The organism is Janthinobacterium sp. NKUCC08_JDC (assembly GCF_019345575.1).
GTDB lineage: Bacteria > Pseudomonadota > Gammaproteobacteria > Burkholderiales > Burkholderiaceae_D > Janthinobacterium > Janthinobacterium aestuarii.
The window spans coordinates 154,750-174,041 of record NZ_JAHKQW010000003.1 but is presented as its reverse complement, the minus strand read 5'-3'; the positions used below and the strand labels follow the sequence as shown (position 1 = coordinate 174,041).

General features: G+C 64.3%; 22 protein-coding genes. 16 read left to right on the top strand and 6 right to left on the bottom strand.

Annotated features, from left to right (window positions below):
- Nucleotides 1-24: 24 nt before the first annotated feature.
- Nucleotides 25-1,020 carry an HDOD domain-containing protein gene (locus tag KO538_RS10695; RefSeq protein ID WP_257620289.1) on the bottom strand — a complete coding sequence of 332 codons (996 nt, stop codon included), beginning with the start codon at nt 1,018-1,020 and terminating at the stop codon, nt 25-27.
- A 155-nt stretch (nt 1,021-1,175) separates the two neighbouring features.
- On the opposite strand from KO538_RS10695, the gene KO538_RS10690 reads away from it, so the two are divergent.
- On the top strand, nt 1,176-1,760 hold the full coding sequence (locus KO538_RS10690) for a DinB family protein (protein WP_219328299.1): 585 nt from the start codon (nt 1,176-1,178) through the stop codon (nt 1,758-1,760).
- 1 nt (nt 1,761) lies between these two features.
- Here KO538_RS10690 and KO538_RS10685 read toward each other — a convergent pair whose 3' ends face one another.
- On the bottom strand, nt 1,762-2,154 hold the full coding sequence (locus tag KO538_RS10685) for a VOC family protein (protein ID WP_070304329.1): 393 nt from the start codon (nt 2,152-2,154) through the stop codon (nt 1,762-1,764).
- Nucleotides 2,155-2,237: 83 nt separating this feature from the next.
- On the opposite strand from KO538_RS10685, the gene KO538_RS10680 reads away from it, so the two are divergent.
- The 8 genes from KO538_RS10680 to KO538_RS10645 all read left to right on the top strand — a co-directional run bounded on the left by KO538_RS10680 (nt 2,238) and on the right by KO538_RS10645 (nt 8,083).
- A complete protein-coding gene (locus tag KO538_RS10680; RefSeq protein WP_051991856.1) occupies nt 2,238-2,777 on the top strand; it encodes a GNAT family N-acetyltransferase in 540 nt (179 codons plus the stop codon).
- A gap of 131 nt (nt 2,778-2,908) precedes the next feature.
- On the top strand, nt 2,909-3,160 hold the full coding sequence (locus KO538_RS10675; protein WP_219328298.1) for a hypothetical protein: 252 nt from the start codon (nt 2,909-2,911) through the stop codon (nt 3,158-3,160).
- Nucleotides 3,157-3,399 carry a hypothetical protein gene (locus tag KO538_RS10670; protein WP_070304326.1) on the top strand — a complete coding sequence of 81 codons (243 nt, stop codon included), beginning with the start codon at nt 3,157-3,159 and terminating at the stop codon, nt 3,397-3,399. The genes KO538_RS10675 and KO538_RS10670 overlap by 4 nt, the downstream gene beginning before the upstream one ends.
- A gap of 172 nt (nt 3,400-3,571) precedes the next feature.
- The gene (gene lepB / locus KO538_RS10665) at nt 3,572-4,243 is read left to right on the top strand and encodes a signal peptidase I (protein ID WP_070304325.1); all 672 of its coding nucleotides are present in this window, start codon (nt 3,572-3,574) and stop codon (nt 4,241-4,243) included.
- 49 nt (nt 4,244-4,292) lie between these two features.
- A complete protein-coding gene (locus tag KO538_RS10660; RefSeq protein WP_219328297.1) occupies nt 4,293-5,156 on the top strand; it encodes an NAD-dependent protein deacetylase in 864 nt (287 codons plus the stop codon).
- A 56-nt stretch (nt 5,157-5,212) separates the two neighbouring features.
- Nucleotides 5,213-6,085, top strand: a complete 873-nt coding sequence (fghA, locus tag KO538_RS10655; RefSeq protein WP_307788881.1) for an S-formylglutathione hydrolase — start codon at nt 5,213-5,215, stop codon at nt 6,083-6,085.
- A gap of 296 nt (nt 6,086-6,381) precedes the next feature.
- On the top strand, nt 6,382-6,765 hold the full coding sequence (locus KO538_RS10650; protein WP_219328296.1) for a hypothetical protein: 384 nt from the start codon (nt 6,382-6,384) through the stop codon (nt 6,763-6,765).
- A 73-nt stretch (nt 6,766-6,838) separates the two neighbouring features.
- Nucleotides 6,839-8,083, top strand: coding sequence for a hypothetical protein (locus KO538_RS10645; protein WP_219328295.1), 1,245 nt, complete (start codon nt 6,839-6,841; stop codon nt 8,081-8,083).
- Nucleotides 8,084-8,119: 36 nt separating this feature from the next.
- Here the strand turns inward: KO538_RS10645 and KO538_RS10640 are convergent, their stop codons facing one another.
- The 4 genes from KO538_RS10640 to KO538_RS10625 all read right to left on the bottom strand — a co-directional run bounded on the left by KO538_RS10640 (nt 8,120) and on the right by KO538_RS10625 (nt 13,016).
- Complete coding sequence (locus KO538_RS10640) at nt 8,120-8,785, bottom strand: dienelactone hydrolase family protein (RefSeq protein ID WP_051991852.1); 666 nt, start codon at nt 8,783-8,785, stop codon at nt 8,120-8,122.
- A 138-nt stretch (nt 8,786-8,923) separates the two neighbouring features.
- Nucleotides 8,924-11,242 (bottom strand): molybdopterin cofactor-binding domain-containing protein, encoded by a 2,319-nt coding sequence (locus KO538_RS10635; RefSeq protein WP_219328294.1) that lies wholly within the window; start codon nt 11,240-11,242, stop codon nt 8,924-8,926.
- The gene (locus KO538_RS10630; protein WP_072454663.1) at nt 11,235-11,702 is read right to left on the bottom strand and encodes a (2Fe-2S)-binding protein; all 468 of its coding nucleotides are present in this window, start codon (nt 11,700-11,702) and stop codon (nt 11,235-11,237) included. The genes KO538_RS10635 and KO538_RS10630 overlap by 8 nt, the downstream gene beginning before the upstream one ends.
- A gap of 15 nt (nt 11,703-11,717) precedes the next feature.
- Nucleotides 11,718-13,016, bottom strand: coding sequence for a cytochrome c (locus tag KO538_RS10625; RefSeq protein WP_219328293.1), 1,299 nt, complete (start codon nt 13,014-13,016; stop codon nt 11,718-11,720).
- 190 nt (nt 13,017-13,206) lie between these two features.
- Between KO538_RS10625 and KO538_RS10620 the strand changes: the two genes are divergently transcribed.
- The 7 genes from KO538_RS10620 to KO538_RS10590 all read left to right on the top strand — a co-directional run bounded on the left by KO538_RS10620 (nt 13,207) and on the right by KO538_RS10590 (nt 19,228).
- Nucleotides 13,207-14,859 carry a Na+/H+ antiporter gene (locus KO538_RS10620; protein WP_034758005.1) on the top strand — a complete coding sequence of 551 codons (1,653 nt, stop codon included), beginning with the start codon at nt 13,207-13,209 and terminating at the stop codon, nt 14,857-14,859.
- Nucleotides 14,860-15,052: 193 nt separating this feature from the next.
- Nucleotides 15,053-15,634 (top strand): YfiR family protein, encoded by a 582-nt coding sequence (locus KO538_RS10615; RefSeq protein ID WP_374106843.1) that lies wholly within the window; start codon nt 15,053-15,055, stop codon nt 15,632-15,634.
- Nucleotides 15,631-16,902 carry a diguanylate cyclase domain-containing protein gene (locus tag KO538_RS10610; protein WP_219328292.1) on the top strand — a complete coding sequence of 424 codons (1,272 nt, stop codon included), beginning with the start codon at nt 15,631-15,633 and terminating at the stop codon, nt 16,900-16,902. Before KO538_RS10615 ends, KO538_RS10610 begins: the two co-directional genes overlap by 4 nt.
- A gap of 16 nt (nt 16,903-16,918) precedes the next feature.
- A complete protein-coding gene (locus tag KO538_RS10605; protein ID WP_070304319.1) occupies nt 16,919-17,422 on the top strand; it encodes an OmpA family protein in 504 nt (167 codons plus the stop codon).
- An 8-nt stretch (nt 17,423-17,430) separates the two neighbouring features.
- On the top strand, nt 17,431-17,925 hold the full coding sequence (locus KO538_RS10600) for a gluconokinase (protein ID WP_374106848.1): 495 nt from the start codon (nt 17,431-17,433) through the stop codon (nt 17,923-17,925).
- 71 nt (nt 17,926-17,996) lie between these two features.
- Nucleotides 17,997-18,314, top strand: a complete 318-nt coding sequence (locus tag KO538_RS10595) for a DUF3144 domain-containing protein (protein WP_034757267.1) — start codon at nt 17,997-17,999, stop codon at nt 18,312-18,314.
- Nucleotides 18,314-19,228, top strand: a complete 915-nt coding sequence (locus KO538_RS10590; RefSeq protein WP_219328291.1) for an acyl-CoA desaturase — start codon at nt 18,314-18,316, stop codon at nt 19,226-19,228. Before KO538_RS10595 ends, KO538_RS10590 begins: the two co-directional genes overlap by 1 nt.
- Nucleotides 19,229-19,292: the final 64 nt, after the last annotated feature.

The following is a 19,292-nucleotide window of genomic DNA, read 5'->3' as shown; positions in this document are numbered from 1 at the left end:
GATATCAGCCGCACGCGGTTGCCATCAGTCCTCGTCGTCGGCCAGCTTGCCAAACGCCAGCAGGGCGTTCTTGTCGAGTCCGCTCGTCACGAAAGGATCGTCGGCGGGGAAGCGGCCCGTATCGGCCAGCATGCGCAGCTTGCTCAAGCGTTCGCCCAGCGCCAGCGCTTGCGCCTGCGGATCGGCATCGGCTTGCCCCACCTGCCCGATCGCGCGGGTCACGGACTGGGGGAACTCCCACAATTCGGCGATCCGCACCGACAGGATGCGCGCTTGCGCAAACACCTGGGCGATGAAGGCGTCCGATTGCGGGAAGACATCGGGCGCATGCATCTGGTCGATCAGCCGGAACGCCACCACCAGGCCGACATTGGCCATCAGTCCCGCGAGATAGGCGTCGAAGGCGTTGGCATGCATGGCCGGCGCGACGAGGCTGGCCGCCAGCGCACATTTCTCGGACTGGCGCCAGATCAGCGGCGCCGTGCGCACGGTTAGCCCGCCGCTTTGCATGCTGACGATGGGGCGGAAGGCGACACGGGCGAGCAGCATGCGCATGCCGTTTTGCCCGAGCAGCATGATGGCGCCTTCCATATTGTTGATCGACGGGCTGGCGTTATAGCGCGACTGATAGCAGGGCCGGTTCGCTTCGCGGTAGACCTCGGCGACCAGCAGCACGTCCTGGGCCAGCTGGGCCGACAGCTTGGCCGCGCTCATGTTTTCATCTTGCAAGGTACGCATCAACTGCGGAATGATGGCTGGAATGCGCGGTACCAGCGCAGCGCCAGCGATCGGTTCACGGACCAGGCGCGCCAGCTCGTCCAGAATCTGCTGTTCAGTCTGCTCCGGGGCCTGCGCCGCACTCGCGGCCGCCAGCCAGCGGTAGTACATGGCATCGATTTCAGTGATGGTGGCTGGCTGCCGTGCCGCTTCGGCAGCCGCCGCTGCCGAGACTGCCGCAGGCTTGCTTTTTTCGTCGCCGCCGTTCAGTAATTTTCCTATCCAGCCCATTTTGCTATCCAAGCCCTATCTGCATCACTATCGCGCAATCCGCCCCACGATTTTACTTGATGATGGCAGCGCTGGTGCGGCTGGCGTGAGCGCTTTGTCCATCTGCCGCAACATGCTAAAGTGGCATTGCAAAACCCTGCCCTGCCCTGCCCGACAAGCGATCCATCATGAACAATCCACTTGCGCACTACATCACCAGCCAGGCGTACAACAACGCCTGGGCCAACCACCGCCTGCTGAAGGCGTGCGGCCAGCTGACCCAGGCCGAATTCCAGGCCACGCGCGTCAGCTTTTTTCCCACCATCCAGCTCACCCTGAACCACATCCTCACATGCGACTGGTTTTATCTCGACGCGCTCGAACGCGAGCTGCGCGGCGAAGCGCCGCATGCCGACTGCTACGTCTTCTTTGAACAGGATGAACCGTTCAGCGATTGCGCGGCCCTGCATGCGGCGCAGCGCGCATCGGACCTGCGCCTGATCGCCCATTGCCGCAGCCTGTGCGATGCCGACCTGGCGCGGCCCGTGACGATATTGCGCGACACGCCGCAAATCGACACGCGCCAGCGCCTGCTGGCACACCTGTTCCAGCACCAGATCCACCACCGGGGGCAAGTGCACGCCATGCTGGCCGGCACGCGCATCGCGCCGCCCCAGCTCGACGAATTCTATTGCGCCGGCGAAGCGGATGAGCGGGCGCAGGATTTCCTGGAACTGGGCTGGACGGAAGACGATATCTGGGGCCAGCGCTGAATCATTCTTCGGCGTGGCAGCAGACGCACAGCTTGTTGCCGTCGAGGTCGCGGAAGTAGGCGCCATAGTAATGGGCGTGGTAATGCGGGCGCAAACCGGGTGGCCCTTCGCACACGGCGCCCAGCGCCAGCACGGCCTGGTGGCAGCGGTCCACCTGCGCGCGGCTGGTCGCCAGCAAGGCCGTCATCTGGCCATTGCCTGGCGCGGCCGGCAAGCCGTCATGCGGTGCCGTCAGCACGAACAGGGGCCGCGGCGCCTGCTGCGCCATCCAGCCCGCCCAGGGCTTGGCCGTATCATGAAATTTTTCGATCAGATCGAGTTCTCCCAGCAGGGCCGTATAGAAAGCGTAGGCGCGGGGAAAGTCGTTGGTGCCGAGGCAGATATGGGACAGCATGCTGCTCCTTCTTGAGTTCAAACGGGTGTGCTGCGCAATGCGCCAGCTGATTATAATGGCGCATCGCTTTCCGACACGCTCCCATGCCAGACCTAGACCGCCTTCAGCTGCACCCGCCCTCCAGCGCCGACCTTCCCGCTTTGCTGGCCTTCGAACTGGACAACCGCGCGTATTTTGAACACTGGGTCACGGCGCGCGCGCCGTCCTACTATCACCAGGAAGCCATCGCCGCCGCCATCGAGCAGGCGCAGCGCGAACGCGAACAGGACCGCGCCTACCAGTACCTGGCCAAGCTGGACGGGCAAATCATCGGCAGGGTCAACCTGACGGGCGTCACGCGCCCCTATTTCAACAAGGCAGCGCTCGGTTACCGCATCGGCGAACGGTTCGGCGGACGCGGCTACGCCACGCGCGTGGTGGCCCTGCTGCTGGACGAAGCGTTTGGCGCGCTGGATCTGTGGCGCCTGGAAGCGACGGCGCGGCCGCAAAACCTGGGCTCGGTCGCGGTCATGCAGCGCAACGGCTTTCATCAATATGGCAAGTCGGAACAAGCCATGTTTTTCCAGAATGCCTGGTCGGACTTGCTGTATTTTGAGCGGCGCAACACGCAAGCCATGGCCTGAGATGCCGCATTTTTCCGGCAGCAACGCCACTTTTATCCTATCAGGGGCGACTTTGTCACAGCGCAAAGCCGCACCATGATGGACTGATAACGTCAAGGCTCGGGAATCTTCCCAACCTTGCCAAGTCCAACATGAAACTGCGGCTACGCCTGTTCGAACATGTGCTGCTGGTGCTGGCCTTGGCCGTCGTCATCTTTGCCGCCGCCATCGTGCTGGCGCGCATGACACAGTGGGCGGAAGCGCGGGAGCTGCCCGCCTATCTCGTGCAGGGCATGCACCTGGTGGGCAAGGTGCTGTTTTTCCTGGACGGCTGCATCGTCATCGCCGTCAGCAGCATCCTGGCCGCCCGGCCGTTCCGCATGCTCACCAAGGAGGATTTATGAACGATCTTCACTACCTGCTGACGCTCCGGCATCCGCGCCGCTTCTGGTGCAGCGCCATCGTCATCGCCGTGGCCTCGGCCATCGTGCTGGGCCCTTGGCTCGACAGCATTCCATGGCTGGTGGCCATCCCCTTCGTGGGCGGCGGCTTGCTGGTGGCGCTCGGTGAGCTGTGGGATGACATGCACGGCAAGCGCCTGCACAATGGCGACGATACACAGTCACCGTGCCGCCATCCTTGAAACCGCCATGGTGATGCGTGCACGCAACAGCAATCACGCCATGCCTGCCATTTACCTGCGCAGTGCGCCTATTTAAGACTGGCTTCAGCCTCGCCGTGCATCGTGAACAGGTCGCCAGCAGCCGTGGCGTTTCCCTTCACCATCACGGGCACAGCCCAGCGAAAGAGCCGACATGAGCACATGGATGCGCGCCAACAAAGGTTTTTTGATGTTTCTCCTGCTGTTCGGCGTGTTCCGCACGGCCGTGGCGGACTGGAATCCCATACCGTCGGCATCCATGCGCCCCAACCTGCTCGAGGGCGACGTGGTCTTCGTCAACCGCCTCGCCTTCAACCTGAAAGTGCCGCTCACCGATATCGTGCTGCAGCGCCTGGGCGAACCGCAACGGGGCGACATCGTCACCTTTTCCTCACCGAAAGACGGCACGCGATTGATCAAGCGCATCATCGCCCTGCCCGGCGATACGGTGGAAATGCGCAATGAACAGCTGGTCATCAATGGCCAGCCCGCCCAGTACACGGCGCTCGACACGGCGCCTGAAACCATCGCCCACGTGGGCCAGCTGACGGCGCAGCGCATCAGCGAACGCAACCAGACGGAACAGCACCGCATCCAGGTCTTGCCGCAAATCGCAGGCGCGGCCCGCAGCTTTGCCCCCGTGACGGTGCCGGCCGACCATTTCCTCATGCTGGGCGATAACCGCGACAACAGCGCCGATTCGCGCTACTTCGGTTTCGTGCCCCGCGCATTGCTGATCGGCAAGGCCGAGCGCATACTCGTCTCGGCCAATATCCAGGAGCATTGGCAGCCGCGGCTGCAGCGTTTCGGCATGAAACTGGAGTAATCGCCGTCCCGTGCAACGGCGCCATGCTTTTCGGTTAGCATGGCGCATCATGCAAAACTTTTCCTCAGCCAGCCTGCAGCCAGCCAGTCAGCACTACGCTCTCGATCAACTGGCCCAGTTCCTGCAGCGCCATCCCGACGTGTTGCTGCTGACGGGCGCCGGCATCAGCACGGCGTCCGGCATACCGGCCTACCGCGACACGGAAGGCGTACGGCGCGGCAATGCGCCCGTGCAAGGCCCCGATTTTCGCCGCCAGGAAGCCGTGCGCCGCCGCTACTGGGCGCGCAGCATGGTGGGCTGGCCGACCTTGGCGCGCGCCACGCCGAATCCCGGTCACCTGGCCATCGCGCAACTGGCCCGGCGCCACCAGGTCGGCGGCCTGGTCACGCAAAACGTCGATGGCCTGCATCAGCAGGCCGGCAGCCCCGCCGTCACGGAGTTGCACGGCAGCATACATGGCGTCGTCTGCCTCGATTGCAGTACCCGCCATACGCGCCGCCTGATCCAGGAGCAGCTCGAACGCGACAATCCCCAACTGCTGGGCGCCACGGCCACGCCGGCGCCCGATGGCGACGCCTTGCTCGAGCCGTCCCAGCTGGCCATTTTCCACGTGCCGGTCTGTCCCCGCTGCGGCGGCACCTTGCAGCCCGACGTGGTGTTTTTCGGCGATGGCGTGCCCGCCGCCTGCTCGGCCGAGGCCGAAAGCAAGATGCACACGGCCAGCGCCCTGCTGGTGGTGGGCTCGTCCGTGATGGTGTATTCGAGCTTTCGCCTGTGCCGCATGGCGGCCGAAACGGGCAAGCCCGTGGCCGCCATCAACATGGGCAAGACGCGCGCCGACCATTTGCTGGCATTCAAGACCGATGCCCCGGCACAAGACATCTTGCCTGCATTAGCGGCCATGCTGGGCTGATCCCGTGCCGGCCCTGCGCCGGTCTGGCTATACTGTGGCATTAACGAGGAGAATTCATGCTGGAACTGTTGAGTGAACACGCCTGTTTTGGCGGCGTACAACGCTTTTATCGCCACGACGCGCAAGCCATCGGCTTGCCCATGCGTTTCTCGGCCTTCATTCCCGACACAGCGCCAGGCGCCACGGTCACTACCAAGCGCCCCGCCCTGTTTTATCTGGCGGGCCTGACCTGCACGGAAGAAACGTTCATGATCAAGGGCGGCGCGCAGCGCGTGGCGGCCGAGGAAGGCTTGATCCTGATCGCCCCCGACACGAGTCCCCGTGGCGCGGACATCGCGGGCGAAAGCGACTCCTGGGATTTCGGCGCGGGCGCCGGCTTTTACGTGGACGCCACCGAGGCGCCATGGAGCAGCCACTACCGCATGTACAGCTACCTGCTGGAACTGCGCGCCCTGCTGGAGCAGGAACTGGCGATCGATGCGCAACGCACGGGCATTTTCGGCCATTCGATGGGCGGCCATGGTGCACTGGTGCTGGCCTTGCGCAACCCGGAACTGTTCCGCTCCGTGTCCGCCTTCGCCCCCATCGCCGCACCGAGCCAATGTCCATGGGGCAAGAAAGCATTCACGGGCTACCTGGGCAGCGATGCGGCCAGCTGGCAGCAGTACGACGCCAGCGCGCTGATGCGCGGCCTGCAGGGCCAGCCGCCGCTGTTCCCCGAAGGCATCTTGATCGACCAGGGCCTGGCCGACAAATTCCTGCCGGAGCAACTGCACCCCGATGTCTTCGAAGCGGCGTGCCGCGACGCCGGCCAGCCATTACGGCTGCGCCGCCATGCCGGCTACGACCACGGTTATTACTTCATCGCCAGCTTCATGGAAGAGCACGTGCGCTTCCATGCGCGCAACTTGCGCGCCCTGATGGCATAAGCCAGCAAGGCACCGGAACACACGAATGCCATCAATACATGATTTTTTCGATTCCTCGCTCACGGCCCGTGGCGGATCGGATCAGCTTGAGCCTGGCTAGTCGAAGCAAGCTTGCATGTCAGACTGCCGGGACCGATTCGGCTGCCGCAAGCTATTTTCAAGATGCCTGATTGTGTAAAACGGTACACGCGAATAGCAAATAGACCGGCAATACCTGCGCTCCTACAATGCGAGCAGCAGTTCAGGAAAAGACCGTCTTTTTCTGCTCGGTTCTGCTCACTACATAGGAGAAGGTCATGGGTATGTTTGATTTTATTGGCGAGATCGTGGATGCAACCATGGATGCCATAGGCTCTGCCGTGGACACGATCGCGGAAAATCCCGTCAAGTCCATTGCGATCGGTGTCGCCACGGTCGCCTCCGGCGGTACCGCGCTGGCGTTTGCCGGCCCGATTGCCGGCGTGATCGGCACGACAGGCTTGCTGGGGGCCGCCAGTACCGGAACGCTCATCAGCACCACGGCTGGCGCCGCACTGGTCAACGGGTCCCTGGCAGCCTTGGGCGGCGGCGCTCTCGCTGCTGGTGGCGGAGGCATGGCGGCGGGTACCCTGGTTGTGGGCGCAGGCGGAGCGACGTTGGGAGCAGCGGTTTCCGGCGCGGTGGCGAGCGCTGCCACCTGAGCTTTATCGCGCCAAACCTTCATGAAATACAATCAGGGCGGACACTGAGCCGCCTTAACTTTGGAGCATGGGCATGGCCCGCATATCGGCATCTCACACGGCTGGCCTGGATCTGCTGGATCAATTATTCTTCAACCAGATTCTGGTGCATTGCCTTTTTAACCAGGAACGTCGCTGGCTGAAGAGTCTCGCCGAGGATCTGGATCGTGAGCTTACGGCCAAGGGCATGGCCGGCGTACAACGGCAGGTCGTCAAACATGGCGTCTTGTGCCTGATGGAAGCAGAATTGTCCGATTCGCTATTTCTACTGAAAGAGACTTATCCGGACAACGCTCCTCCGCTGCCCGAAGACACCACCATGGAGCGGCTTGAGGAAAGCGAAAGATACAAGCTGAACTTTTTTGAAGGGTATGTACTCGCCGTCCTGAGTAAGGCCCATGCGTGCGACAAGGACGTGATCATCGACATCATGAACAATTTGCTGGAAAAATACGCACAGGCACCGTCCACCGTGCGCTACCGTTTGATGGAGCGCATGTTTGCTTTTGAGTTTATTGCCGCGCCTATCGATTGCTTTGCCTGGCTGTCCAGGATGGGCGTGCTGAAAAGCGTCAAGCATCCCGGTGCCGCCTTGACATCCTGCCATGCGCCGGAATTCCTGCCACGCCTCGCACTGCTTTGCGAATTCAATGTGCTGCGCGACCACATACGGCGCCAGGTAAAACTGGGTACGCAAGCGGCAGACGTGAGCGTGGAAAACATCAGAAAAATCGTAGAAATCTCTGATAAAACGATACGCTTGTTATCCGAAAATAAGAGGAAAGAAACGGATGTCAATAACATGGCCAGTACGAAAAACAGCTTTGCCATCATTGATCTTGCGGAAATAGAAAACCCAGCCAAGGTGAATCTCTTCTTTGCCCGTTTGCATACGTACACCGTACGGCTCCGGGTTTTTCAAGGCTCCCTGGCTAGCTGGGTAGGCATGCTATGTGGCGGCACAGTGGAAGTCTTGCAGCAATCTCAGGATAAAAAAACCCCCATCTTTACGGGTGAGTTCAATGAGGGGACCTCGACGCAAGAGGTATACGAGCACATGAGCAAGCGCGGCTTCGAGATCACACCGCGTGCCATTTACGATCGCCATCGTGACTTCAAGGAAACAGCGCTGCGGGCCGTCACGATGTACTACAAGATGAAACTTTTCGAGAACGCGGCTCTTCCTCCCGACGTCAAGGATCTGACCTACGAAGCGGTTTCCTGGCAATTTGAATGCCTGACGCCCACCCCGCGGCGCAATGCCGGCTCGCCAAGCTGACAAGGCCTTGCCCTCACAGCAAGCGGACGGCGATCCCTACTGCGCCGTACTGGTATGCCCGTTGAAATGCCGCGTGTACCAGTCCGTTGCCAGCAGAGCGGCCTGGTGGCGCGTGTCGGGGCCGCTGGGCGCGGCGATCTGTTCCAATTGCTTGTCGCAGCGCAAGGTGGCAAATGCCATGCGGTTCAGGCCGGCCACGTCGGGGTCGCGTCCGCCCACGATCAGCAGAGACGGCACGCGCACGTTTTCCAGCGCCGCCTTGCCCGCCATTTCCACCTGCCCATCGCAAACGGCCAGCGCGGCGATTTCCGCGCTGCGCCAGGCCGCCAGCTGCATCACGACGGCCGCGCTGGTGCCATAGCCATACAGGCCGCAGGGCAAGCGCCGCGTGGACGGGTCCACTTGCAGCCAGCCCAGGGCTTTTTCCAGCTGGCGCGCGAGCAGCACGATATCGCCGCGCACGAAATACGCGTGGCCATTGCTGCCGCCGCCAGGCTCGATACCGCCCTGGTCGAAGCGCAGGGTAGCGATGCCCGCTCGCAAAAAATCCTGGGAGGTGGCGTGGCTGGAAGCGCCAAGGTAGTCGCTATCGGCGCCCGCGCCGTGGGCAAACAGGACGATGCCCACGGGCCGCTCGGGCATTTCAAGCACGCCGTCCATTTGAAGTTCATCGGCCGTGATGCTGACAAATTGTTCTTGCATGGCTGCCTCCGCTATCGAGCTGGAATGACGCTGACATCAAGCTGAAATCACGCTGCTAGTACGCTGATCGGCAAGCATCAGTGTACCAGCCTGCGCCCGTTCACGCGCGGCGCACGTCAAATTCGCCACGCGCCCGCATCAGACGGCGCCGTGCCGGTCCAGCCCCTTGAGCACGGCTTCCGGGCGGATCGGCAAGTGCCGCACGCGCGAGGCCACGGCGGCAAAGATGGCGTTGCCGATCGCCGGCGCCACGGCCGTCGTGGGCGGCTCGCCCATGCCCGTCGATGTTTGCGTGCTGGCAATAAATTCAATGTCGAGCTCGGGCACGTCGGCCATGCGCAGGGGCGTGTAGGTATTCAGGTTGGTATCCTTCACCTGGCCGTTGAGGAAAGCCGTGCCTTCATGCAAGGCCATGCTCACGCCCCACAGGGCGCCCCCTTCCGCCTGCGCCAGCGCGCCATCGGGATCGACGATGCTGCCCGCGTCGATCACCATGAACAGCTTTTCGACTTTCACCATGCAAGTGCTGCGGTCCACTTTCACTCTGGCAATGCAGGCCGTCCAGGTCGGCATGTCGCGTTCCTGGCCGAACGTGGCGGCGATGCCCAGGCCCGTGTCGGGCGGCATGGCCGTGCCCCAGCCCGCCTTGTCCGCCACGCGCTGCAGCACATGGGCCAGGCGCGCTGCGCCGCCGACGGCGTTCGGCGCGCTGCCCGCATTGCGCCCCGTCGCCTGCAACAGCGACAAGCGGAACGCCAGCGGATCGACCTTGGCCGCCTGCGCCGCCTCGTCCATGAAACTTTCCACAGCCCAATTCGTCCAGCCAGGCCCCACGGAGCGCAGCCAGCCGGGGCGGAAACTGCTGTTGGCCAGGTCGTTCGACACGGCCCGCACGCGCTGCGCACCCACCGAATACCAATGGTCGGCGCCGGCGATGGCGAACGGGTCATACGGATGGCCCTGCTTATCCTTGGCCAGGAAAGCGGGGATCATCGCTTGCGTGGGCCAGCCCGCGCTCGCTTCGTGCACCATCGCAGACACCTTGCCCGCGTCGTCGAACGCCATGCGCACGTGCTGCACGGACGGCGAACGGGGCGAATCGAAACGGGCGTCGTCGGCCCGCGTGCAAATCATCTTGACGGGCCGCCCCACGGCTTGCGCCGCCAGCGCGGCCGGCACGCAATAATCGCCATTCAGGCGCCGCCCGAAACCGCCACCGAGCAGATAGGTGTGCAGCATGACATGGCTCTCGGGCACCTTCAACGCTTGCGCCAGCACGGGCAGGATCAACGATTGCCACTGGTTGCCCGCATGAATGTGCCAGACGCCGTCGATTTCCTGCGCCAGGGCATTGACGGGTTCCAGCTGGAAATGCAGCACGGTACTGGTCGTGTAGTGGCGCTCCAGCTGCAGGCTGGCATCGTTGAACGCTTGCTCCACGCCATCGTCATCGACGACGCGGGCGCCCAGGCTCGCGTCGGCCAGCTGTTTGGTCGCGTAGTTGACAATATCCTGCTCCGCCACGTGGGCGGCCGCGCCGGCCCGCCATTTCACTTGCACGAGCTCGGCCGCGCGCATGGCGGCCGCATACGTTTCGGCCACCACCATGACCCAGCCGGGCACCGTGCCGCTGGGGTCTTGCAGGGCTACACTGCGCAGGTAGCCCGGCACCTTCCTGGCCGCCGTATCATCGATGGACACCACTTTCGAACCGTAGCGCGTGGGCGGGATCTTCGGGCGCGCAAACAGCATGCCCTCGACTTCCGCATCGATGCCGTACATGGCCGTGCCATTGATTTTCGCGGGGATGTCGAGCGCCTGCACGTTCTGGCCGATCAGGCTGCGCTGCTGCGGCGTCTTCAGCACGATGGCTTTCAATTGCTCGGGCGAGTACTGGCGCGCCAGCTTGCCACGGCGCACGATGTCGCCATAGCTGATCGACCGCCCCCGGCCATGCACGACGCCCAGCCTGGCGTGGCAGGCGGACACGGGCACGCGCAGCAGGCGCGCGCCCTCCTCGACCAGCGCGAGGCGCCCGGCCGCGCCGGCGCGGCTGAGCGGGTCGAAATTCTGCCAGACGGACCAGCTGCCGCCCGTCACCATCAAGCCCCATTTCGGGTCCGTGTCCACGTAATGCAAGCGTACTTTGCTCCAGTCCGCTTCAAGCTCCTCGGCCACGATGCGCGCCAGGGCCGTGCCGATATGCTGGCCCATTTCCGCCTTGGCGATGTTGACGGTAACGATGCCGTCGCGGCCGATCTCAAACCAGATGCTGGGATCGAACACGGGCGCGGCGCTTTGCTTAGACTGCACGGGCGCCGCCTTGCCTGCGGCCAGGGAGCTGTCGGCGCGCAGGAAGGCGAGGGTAAATCCCGTACCGGCGGCGGCGATCAGGAAACCGCGCCGTCCCAATGGGCTGGGGCGGGCAGCTGAATTTTCTTTCGGTAACTTAAACACCGGGCGCCTCCTGCATGCCGGCCGCCAGTTTGATGGCCTTGCGGATGCGCACATACGCCATGCAGCGGCACAGGTTGCCGCTCATGACGGCGTCGATATTCGCATCGGTCGGCTGCGGATAGTCTTTCAGCAGGGTGGCCGCCTGCATGATCTGGCCCGACTGGCAATAGCCGCACTGGGGCGCCTGCGTGGCGAGCCACGCCCGCTGCAACGGGTGCGTGCCATCGGGCGACAGGCCTTCGATGGTGGTGATGGCGCAGCCGGCCACGGCGGCAATCGGCGTGATGCACGAGCGCATGGCGCGGCCATCCACGTGCACGGTGCAGGCGCCGCACATGCCGATGCCGCAGCCAAACTTCGTGCCTTTTAATTTAACTTCGTCGCGCAGCACCCACAGCAGGGGCGTCTCGGCGTCGCTCTCGGTGCCGAAGGGCTGGCCATTCACGGTCATGTTGTACATAGAGTCTTTCAGTAATTACTTGCCGGCGCGGGCGCGTGCCACGGCCGCTTCCAGATTTGTCCAGGCCGGCTGGTGGCTGCGGCTGCGGCGCAGATAGGCGGCCAGCTGAGCCACGTCGTTGTCCGTCAGCGAGGCGGCAAAGCCGGGCATCAGCACGCCGGGCATGGCTTCGTCCTTGCTCAAGCCGTGCAGGATCACCTGGATCAGGTTGGCGGGATCGGGCGCGCTGACGGCGCTGTTCAGGCTCAGTTCCGGCCGCAGCGCCGCGGGCTTGCCATCGCTGTTCGAATGGCACGACGCGCAGGCGGCCACGTACAGGCTGGCGCCACGGTCGTTGTCGACCAGGCTGACGCGCTGCGAACGCTTGATGCCAGCTTTTACCACGGTATCGGTATCGACCTGGCGTTGCTCTGCACCGGCCACGCCCGCAAAATACACGGACAGCGCGCGGATATCGCTATCGGGCGAGGCGCCCATGCCTTCATGCACGACAGCCGACATGGGCCCGGCCGCCACGCCGTGCAGGGACGTCGCCCCCGTGCGCAAAAAGGCGTACAGCTCGTCCTGCGTCCACGGCAGCGGGGCCGTGTTGGCGCTGGTCAAGGCCGGCGCATACCAGTGGTCGATGGCCGCGCCCAGATAGGATGAGCCGGCAAGTTCGGCGCCCAGCGCATTGCGCGGCGTGTGGCAGGCGGCGCAATGGGCCAGGCCCTCGGCCAGGTAGCGGCCCCGGTTCCAGTCCAGCCCTTGCGCGGGATTGAGTTGATAGCTGGCCGGCTTGAAAAACAGCAGCTTCCAGCCTGCCTGCAAGGGCCGCAAGTTCAGGGGGAAAGGCACGCTGTTGGCGGGCGCTGCCGCATACACGGGCGGGCGCGTCATGAAATACGCGTACAAGGCCGCCAGGTCGTCATCCGAGACGAGGTTGAAATGGGTGTACGGAAAGACGGGATACAGATGGGCACCGTCGCGGCCCACGCCTTCGCGCATGGCCCGCTGGAAGGCGGCCTGCGACCAGCGGCCGATGCCCGTTTGCCGGTCGGGCGTGATATTCGTCGCATAGATCGTGCCGAACGGCGTGGCCAGGCCGTGGCCGCCCGCGTACTCGGCGCCGCCCTTGGCCGTGTGGCAAGCGGCGCAATTGCCCATGCCGGCCAGGATGCGGCCCCGCTCCACCACTTGCGGGGGAAATGCCGTGGCGGCAGGGGGATCGATGGGCGCCAGCGCGGGACGCCAGTAATACAGATACGCGGCCAGGGCCGCCACGATGAGCAATGCCAGCGACAGCAGCAAGCCGGTGAAGATTTTCTTGAGCAAAACAGGAGTCCGGTAAAAGGCCAAGCACGCGCCTGCCGCGCACGGACGGCGGCAGCAGGGCAGATTGTGGCAATGAATGGGAGAATCTTACCGCGATTGTGACTTGTTGTATGTACGCAATGACACGCAGGTGCCGCCTGCAGGCGGGCTGCGCCTTATAATCAGCGTTTCAGCACGCCGCCGCTCCTTCATGCATACCGTTACCATCATCCTCATCCTCGTGTTGACCGTCGTCCTGTGCGGCTTTCTCGCCCGCTCGCGCTGGGTCAAGCTGCCACTGCCCCTGATCCAGATCGCCGGCGGCACGGGATTGGCCGTGTTTGGCGTGCAAGTGCCGCTCGATCCCGACATTTTCTTCCTGCTCTTCATCCCGCCGCTGCTGTTTCTCGATGGCTGGCGCATTCCCAAGGGCGCCTTCTTTTCCGACGCGCGCTCGATCCTGATGCTGGCCATCGGCCTCGTGCTGTTTACCGTGCTGGGCATGGGCTTTTTCATCGACTGGCTGATTCCCAGCGTGCCGCTGGCCGTCGCTTTCGCGCTGGGCGCCATCCTGTCGCCGACGGACCCCGTGGCCGTCTCGGCGATCGCCGCAGGCAATCCGATCCCGCCGCGCCTGATGCACATCCTCGAAGGCGAATCCCTGCTCAACGACGCGTCGGGCCTCGTCTGCTTCACTTTTGCCGTCGGCGCCATGATGACGGGCGGCTTTTCCATCGGCGCCGCCTCGCTGAGTTTCCTGCAGGAAGCAGGCGGCGGCATCATCATCGGTCTGGCCATCTCATGGGGCGTGGGCCTGGCGAATAAATGGCTGGTGAGCAAGGTCGGCGAAGAACCGGGCCTGCAAATCCTCATCAGCATCCTGATCCCGTTTGCCGCCTACCTGGGCGCCGAGCAAATCCACGGCTCCGGCATCCTGGCCGCCGCCACGGCGGGCGTGTCCATGCATTATGCCGACCTGATCGGCCGCCCGCTGGCTGCCACGCGCACCCAGCGCAAGGCCGTGTGGGATACCGTGCAACTGGTCTTGAATGGCGTGATCTTCGTCATGCTGGGTGCACAGCTGCCCACCACCGTTGCCGGCTTGCCCGCCGCCTCAGCCGAGATCGGCGCCGGCAGCGCCTGGAAACTGCCGCTGTTCGTCATCGCCATCACGGTGGGGCTGACCTTCATGCGCTTCCTCTGGGTCTTCATTTCCATGAAGCTGACCCTGTTCAAGCACCACAAGAAGGTGGCGGGCGAACCGAAGGACGCGGCGCTGCTGGCCCGCCCCAGCCTGCGATTGCTGCTGGTGGCGTCGTTCGCGGGCGTGCGCGGCGCGCTGACCCTGGCCGGCATTTTGACCCTGCCCTTGTTCCTGCCCGATGGCACGCGCTTTCCCGCGCGCGACCTCGTCATCTTCCTGGCCATGGGCGTCATTTTGCTGTCGCTGCTGCTGGCCAGCGTCACCCTGCCCCTGCTGACCAAGGGCCTCGTCTTCGCGCCGCCCGCGCGCCGTTCGACGGAAGAGCGCAACGCCCGCGCCGCTGCCGCCGAAGCGGCCATCGCGCGGCTGGAAAAAGTGTGCGAAGGCATCGACAAGAATGACAAGCAGCAAGTCGTCACGGAAGCGGCCAACCGCCTGATCGAAGCCTACCGGCGCCGCCTCGCGTATGGCGAAAGCAGCAACGACGAGGCGATGCGCTTGCAGGAACTGGCCAAGGCCGAACGCTCGCTGCGCCTGGAAGCGCTCAATGCGGAGCGCGATGAACTGTTCCGCCGCCGCATCTCGGGCGAGCTGGACGATACCATTCACTTGCGCCTGCTGCGCGAAATCGACTTGCTGGAAGCGACACTGGAAGAATAGCAACACTCTGGCCCGCCTAGGCAGTGTTGATAAGTAATTCTCATGGTAAAGAATGCAAGTTTTCACATTCGTGTTTATAATGCAAGGTTTATGGCGTCATGCCGTGATTTACTTTCAACATGGACTTCCGTAGAGTCTGTGTTGCGAAGTAACTATTTGAATAGCCACCGACCTGCATAAAGACACCGACGCCGTGCCCTTCTCCCCTCGCCACCGGCAGCGCCCCGCGCCGCCCGTCATGCTCGCTGTCGTGCTGCTGGCCTCGCTGCTCGCCTGCGGTGCGCTGGCGCCGTGCGCGGTGTGGGCGCAAACGGGTGCGGCTGCCGACGCCAGGCGTCCCGCCGAAGTGGCGCAGGTCCTGTTCGGCATCATCAGTTATGTGCGCTGGCCCGTGGCGCGCCAGGAAGTGCGCGTCTGCATGCTCGGTGCGCCACGCTACGGCGCGTCCATCGTCGACACGCCCGCTTCCAGCCTGGGCCAGCGCATCCGCGTGAAACTCCCGGCGATGGCCAGCGCGGCCAGCGAATGCGACGTCGTCTACATGGGCAGCCTGCCCGAGGGCGAACGCGAGCATCTGCTGGCGCAGATCATCGGCAAACCGATTCTATCGGTCGCCGAACCGGGTACTTCCTGCGCCGTGGGCACGATGTTCTGCCTGCGCCTGACCGAGGCGCAGATCGGTTTTGACGTCAACCTCGACGCCATCGCCCGCAGCGGCCTGCGCGTGCATCCGAATGCCTTGCAAATTGCACGTCGCAAGGGACCGCCGCCATGAGCGCCCGCATAAGCAACAAGCACGCCCGCCAGCCCCGCCGCACGCTCGACAGCGTGCTGCGGCGCGCCCACCTGAGCGTGTCGCTGATCGCCGTGCTGGCGGCCGGCCTGACCCTGACGGCCGTGGCGCTGCTGGCCCTGCGCGTGTATTCGGACCAGAACCTGCGCCTGGTGGCCCGTTCGATGAGCTACACGGTGGAAGGGGCCGTCGTCTTTGGCGACTCCATGGCCGCCAGGGAAGCGCTGGCCCTGATCGGCGTCAATGAAGATATCGACCAGGCGCAGGTAAGCGACCAGGCCGGCAAGGTGCTGGCCCGCTGGGAACGGGGCGAACACGGCACGCGCTACTACATCGAACGCGCGTTGACGGGCTGGATGCTGCCCGATTCGCTGACCTTCCCCATCATGCGCAATGAGCAGGCCATCGGCAGCATCAAGCTGGTGCCGCACAGCCGCAGCCTGCTGCCCTTCCTGCTCAGCGGCCTCTCCTGCCTGCTCGCCTGCCTGGTGCTGAGTCTGGTCGTTGCCGTGCGCCTGTCGCGCAGCATGGAAACGGAAATCACGTCGCCGCTGCGCCACCTGGCGGAAACGGCCCACCGCGTGCGGCGCGACCGCTCGTTCGAACTGCGCGTGCCGCCGGCCAATATTGCCGAACTGAACCAGATCAATGACGACTTCAACGCCCTGCTCGACGAACTGGAAGCGTGGCAAAGCCATCTGCAGAAGGAACACGCCTCGCTGTCGCACCGCGCCAACCACGACAGCCTGACGGGCCTGTCGAACCGCGCCTTCATGGAAGCGGAACTGGAACGCGCCATCCTCGACGCGCGGGTCGGCAATGGCAAGGTGGCCGTGCTGTTCCTCGACAGCGACAGGTTCAAATACATCAACGACACCTTCGGCCATGCCTCGGGCGACCGCGTGCTGGTGACGATCGCCGCGCGCATCAAGCAGCAATTGCGCGAAGGCGACCTGGTGGCGCGCCTGGGCGGCGACGAATTCGCCATCGTGCTCAAGCCGCTGCGCAACAGCAGCGACGCCATGCACATCGCCGACAACATCATCGCCGCCATGGCGCAAGCCATTGAACTGCCCACTGGCAACAGCATCGTCAGCTCGCTGACCATCGGCGTGGCCGTCTTTCCCGATCACGCCATCGACGCCATCTCGCTGGTCGGCGCGGCGGACGAAGCCATGTACCGCGCCAAGCAGGCGCAGCGCGGCACGCGCCAGGTGGCGCGCCTGCCGCAACCCCATACTCACCCCTGAACCAAGGAGCAACACCATGCAATTCATCTACACCCAATTACGCCGCGGCTTACTCGGCTTATTCATGCTGGGCCTGCTGGCCGCCTGCCAGAGCACGCCAGAAATCAAACCGCTGTTCAATGCCGAGCAAGTGGCCACCTTGAAGGAGCAAGGCTTCAACCAGACGGACGAAGGCTGGGAACTGAGCTTTACCGACAAGCTGCTGTTCGAGTTCGACGCCGCCAAGCTGATCGCGCCCAGCCGGGGCGCCATCCAGAAAATCAGCGCCGCCCTGCTGAAAGTGGGCATTACCCACATGCGCGTGGAAGGCCATACGGATAACGAAGGCACGGAAGCGTACAACAACAAGCTGTCGCTGGCGCGTGCCAACGTGGTGGCCGACGCCATGAGCGCATCGGGCATTCCGCGCGAGAACATCACCGTCAAGGGCCTGGGCATGAGCAAGCCCGTGGCCTCGAACGCCAGCAAGACGGGCAAGGCGGAAAACCGCCGCGTCACCGTCATCGTTTCGGCGCCTTGACCGTGGGCGTGCCCGCCGTGCGCTGGGTCGTGATGGGCGTGTCCGGCTGCGGCAAGAGCGCCGTTGGCAGCCTGCTGGCCGGCGCCTTGCACGTGCCCTACGTCGAAGGCGATGAGGTGCATCCACCGGAAAACGTGGCCAAGATGGCGGCCGGCATTCCCCTCGACGATGCCGACCGGGCCGGCTGGCTGGCCGCCCTGCGCGAGCGCATCGCCATGGCCCGCGCGCAAGGCAGCGGCCTCGTCGTCTCGTGCTCGGCCCTGAAGCGCGCCTACCGCGACGTGCTGCGCGAGGGCGACCCGGCCCTGCGCTTCATCCACCTCGATGGCCCGCGCGACGTGCTGGAAAGCCGCTTGCAGCGCCCCGGCCATTTCATGCCGGCCAGCCTGCTCGACAGCCAGCTGGCCGCCTTGCAGCCATTGCAGCCGGACGAGGCCGGCATGGTGCTCGACATCCGCCAGCCGCTGCCCGTTTTGCTGGAACAAATCCTGCAGGCGCCCTGACGGGCGACCGCGCGGCTGGACAGCCCGCGGCCCCCTGTGTAGACTGGCGCGCACTTTCATGAGGGATTTCTATGAGCACACCAACGACAAAACCAGCACCGGGCCCGGAATTCTGGGAACGCGCCGACCAGGTCATCGCCCTGGCCAATGAGCAATGCATGCACAGCGGCGGCAATGAAGTAGCCACCTCGCTGCTGTACGCGGCCGCCCGCTTCAACGCCTTCCTCGTCGCCAGCAAGAGCAACGACGTGGCCAAGATGCAGGAAGAAAAGGAAGGCGCCGTGGCCTTCTTCACGGAACAGTACAAGCGCATGCTGACCGACAACTTCAACGACTACATCACCAACTTCGACAAATACACGCAACCATCGTCGGCCCCCAAGGCCTGATGACGGCGGCCAGCCTGGATGGCCACCGCGCCCGCGCCACCCACGCCGATAGCGTGCTGCACGGCACGGTGCGCTTTGCGCCTTTACCATCGGTATGGCTGACGGCCATGCTGGCCGGCGCCGTGACGGGCGCCCTGTACTTCTTCAGCTGGACCGGCCTGCTGCTGTTTGCGGCCGGCACGGCCATCGTCCTGCTGTTCGGCCACTCGCTGGGCAGCCACCGCAAGCTGATCCACGACAGCTTTGAATGCCCGCAATGGCTGGAATATCTGCTGGTGTACCTGGGCGTGCTGGTGGGCCTCAGCGGTCCGCTGGGCCTGCTGCGCCAGCACGAACTGCGCGACTATGCGCAGCGCCTGCCCGACTGCCACCCCTATTTGCGCCACGGCGCCGGTTTCTGGCGCGATGCCTGGTGGCAATTGTTCTGCCGCCTCGACCTCGACCACCCGCCGCACATCGCCATCGAGCCGCGCATCGCGCACGACCGCTTTTACCGTTTTCTGGAAAGAAGCTGGATGCTGCAGCAACTGCCATGGGCCGTGCTGTTCTTCGCCTGGGGCGGCTGGGGCCTGGTCTGCTGGGGCGTCTGCGCGCGGGTCAGCGCCGGCGTGCTCGGCCATTGGTTGATCGGCTACTTCGCCCACAACCATGGCCAGATGCACTTCCACGTCGACGGCGCCGCCGTGCAGGGCCGCAATATCCGCCTGACGTCGCTGCTGACGATGGGCGAATGCTGGCACAACAACCATCACGCGTATCCGGGCTCGGCCAGACTGGGCCTGCTGCCGGGAGAATGGGACCCGGGCTGGTGGATGCTGCTGCTGTTGCGGCGCCTGGGGCTCGTCTCCGGCCTGCGCCTGCCGCAAGACCTGGCGCCGCGGCCGGAACTGCGCGAAACGGCTGGCCGCAGATAGTTATTGACCAATCGTTCACCAATGCATATAGTGGTGCCAGAAACAGGGCATCCCGCCCCGTCGT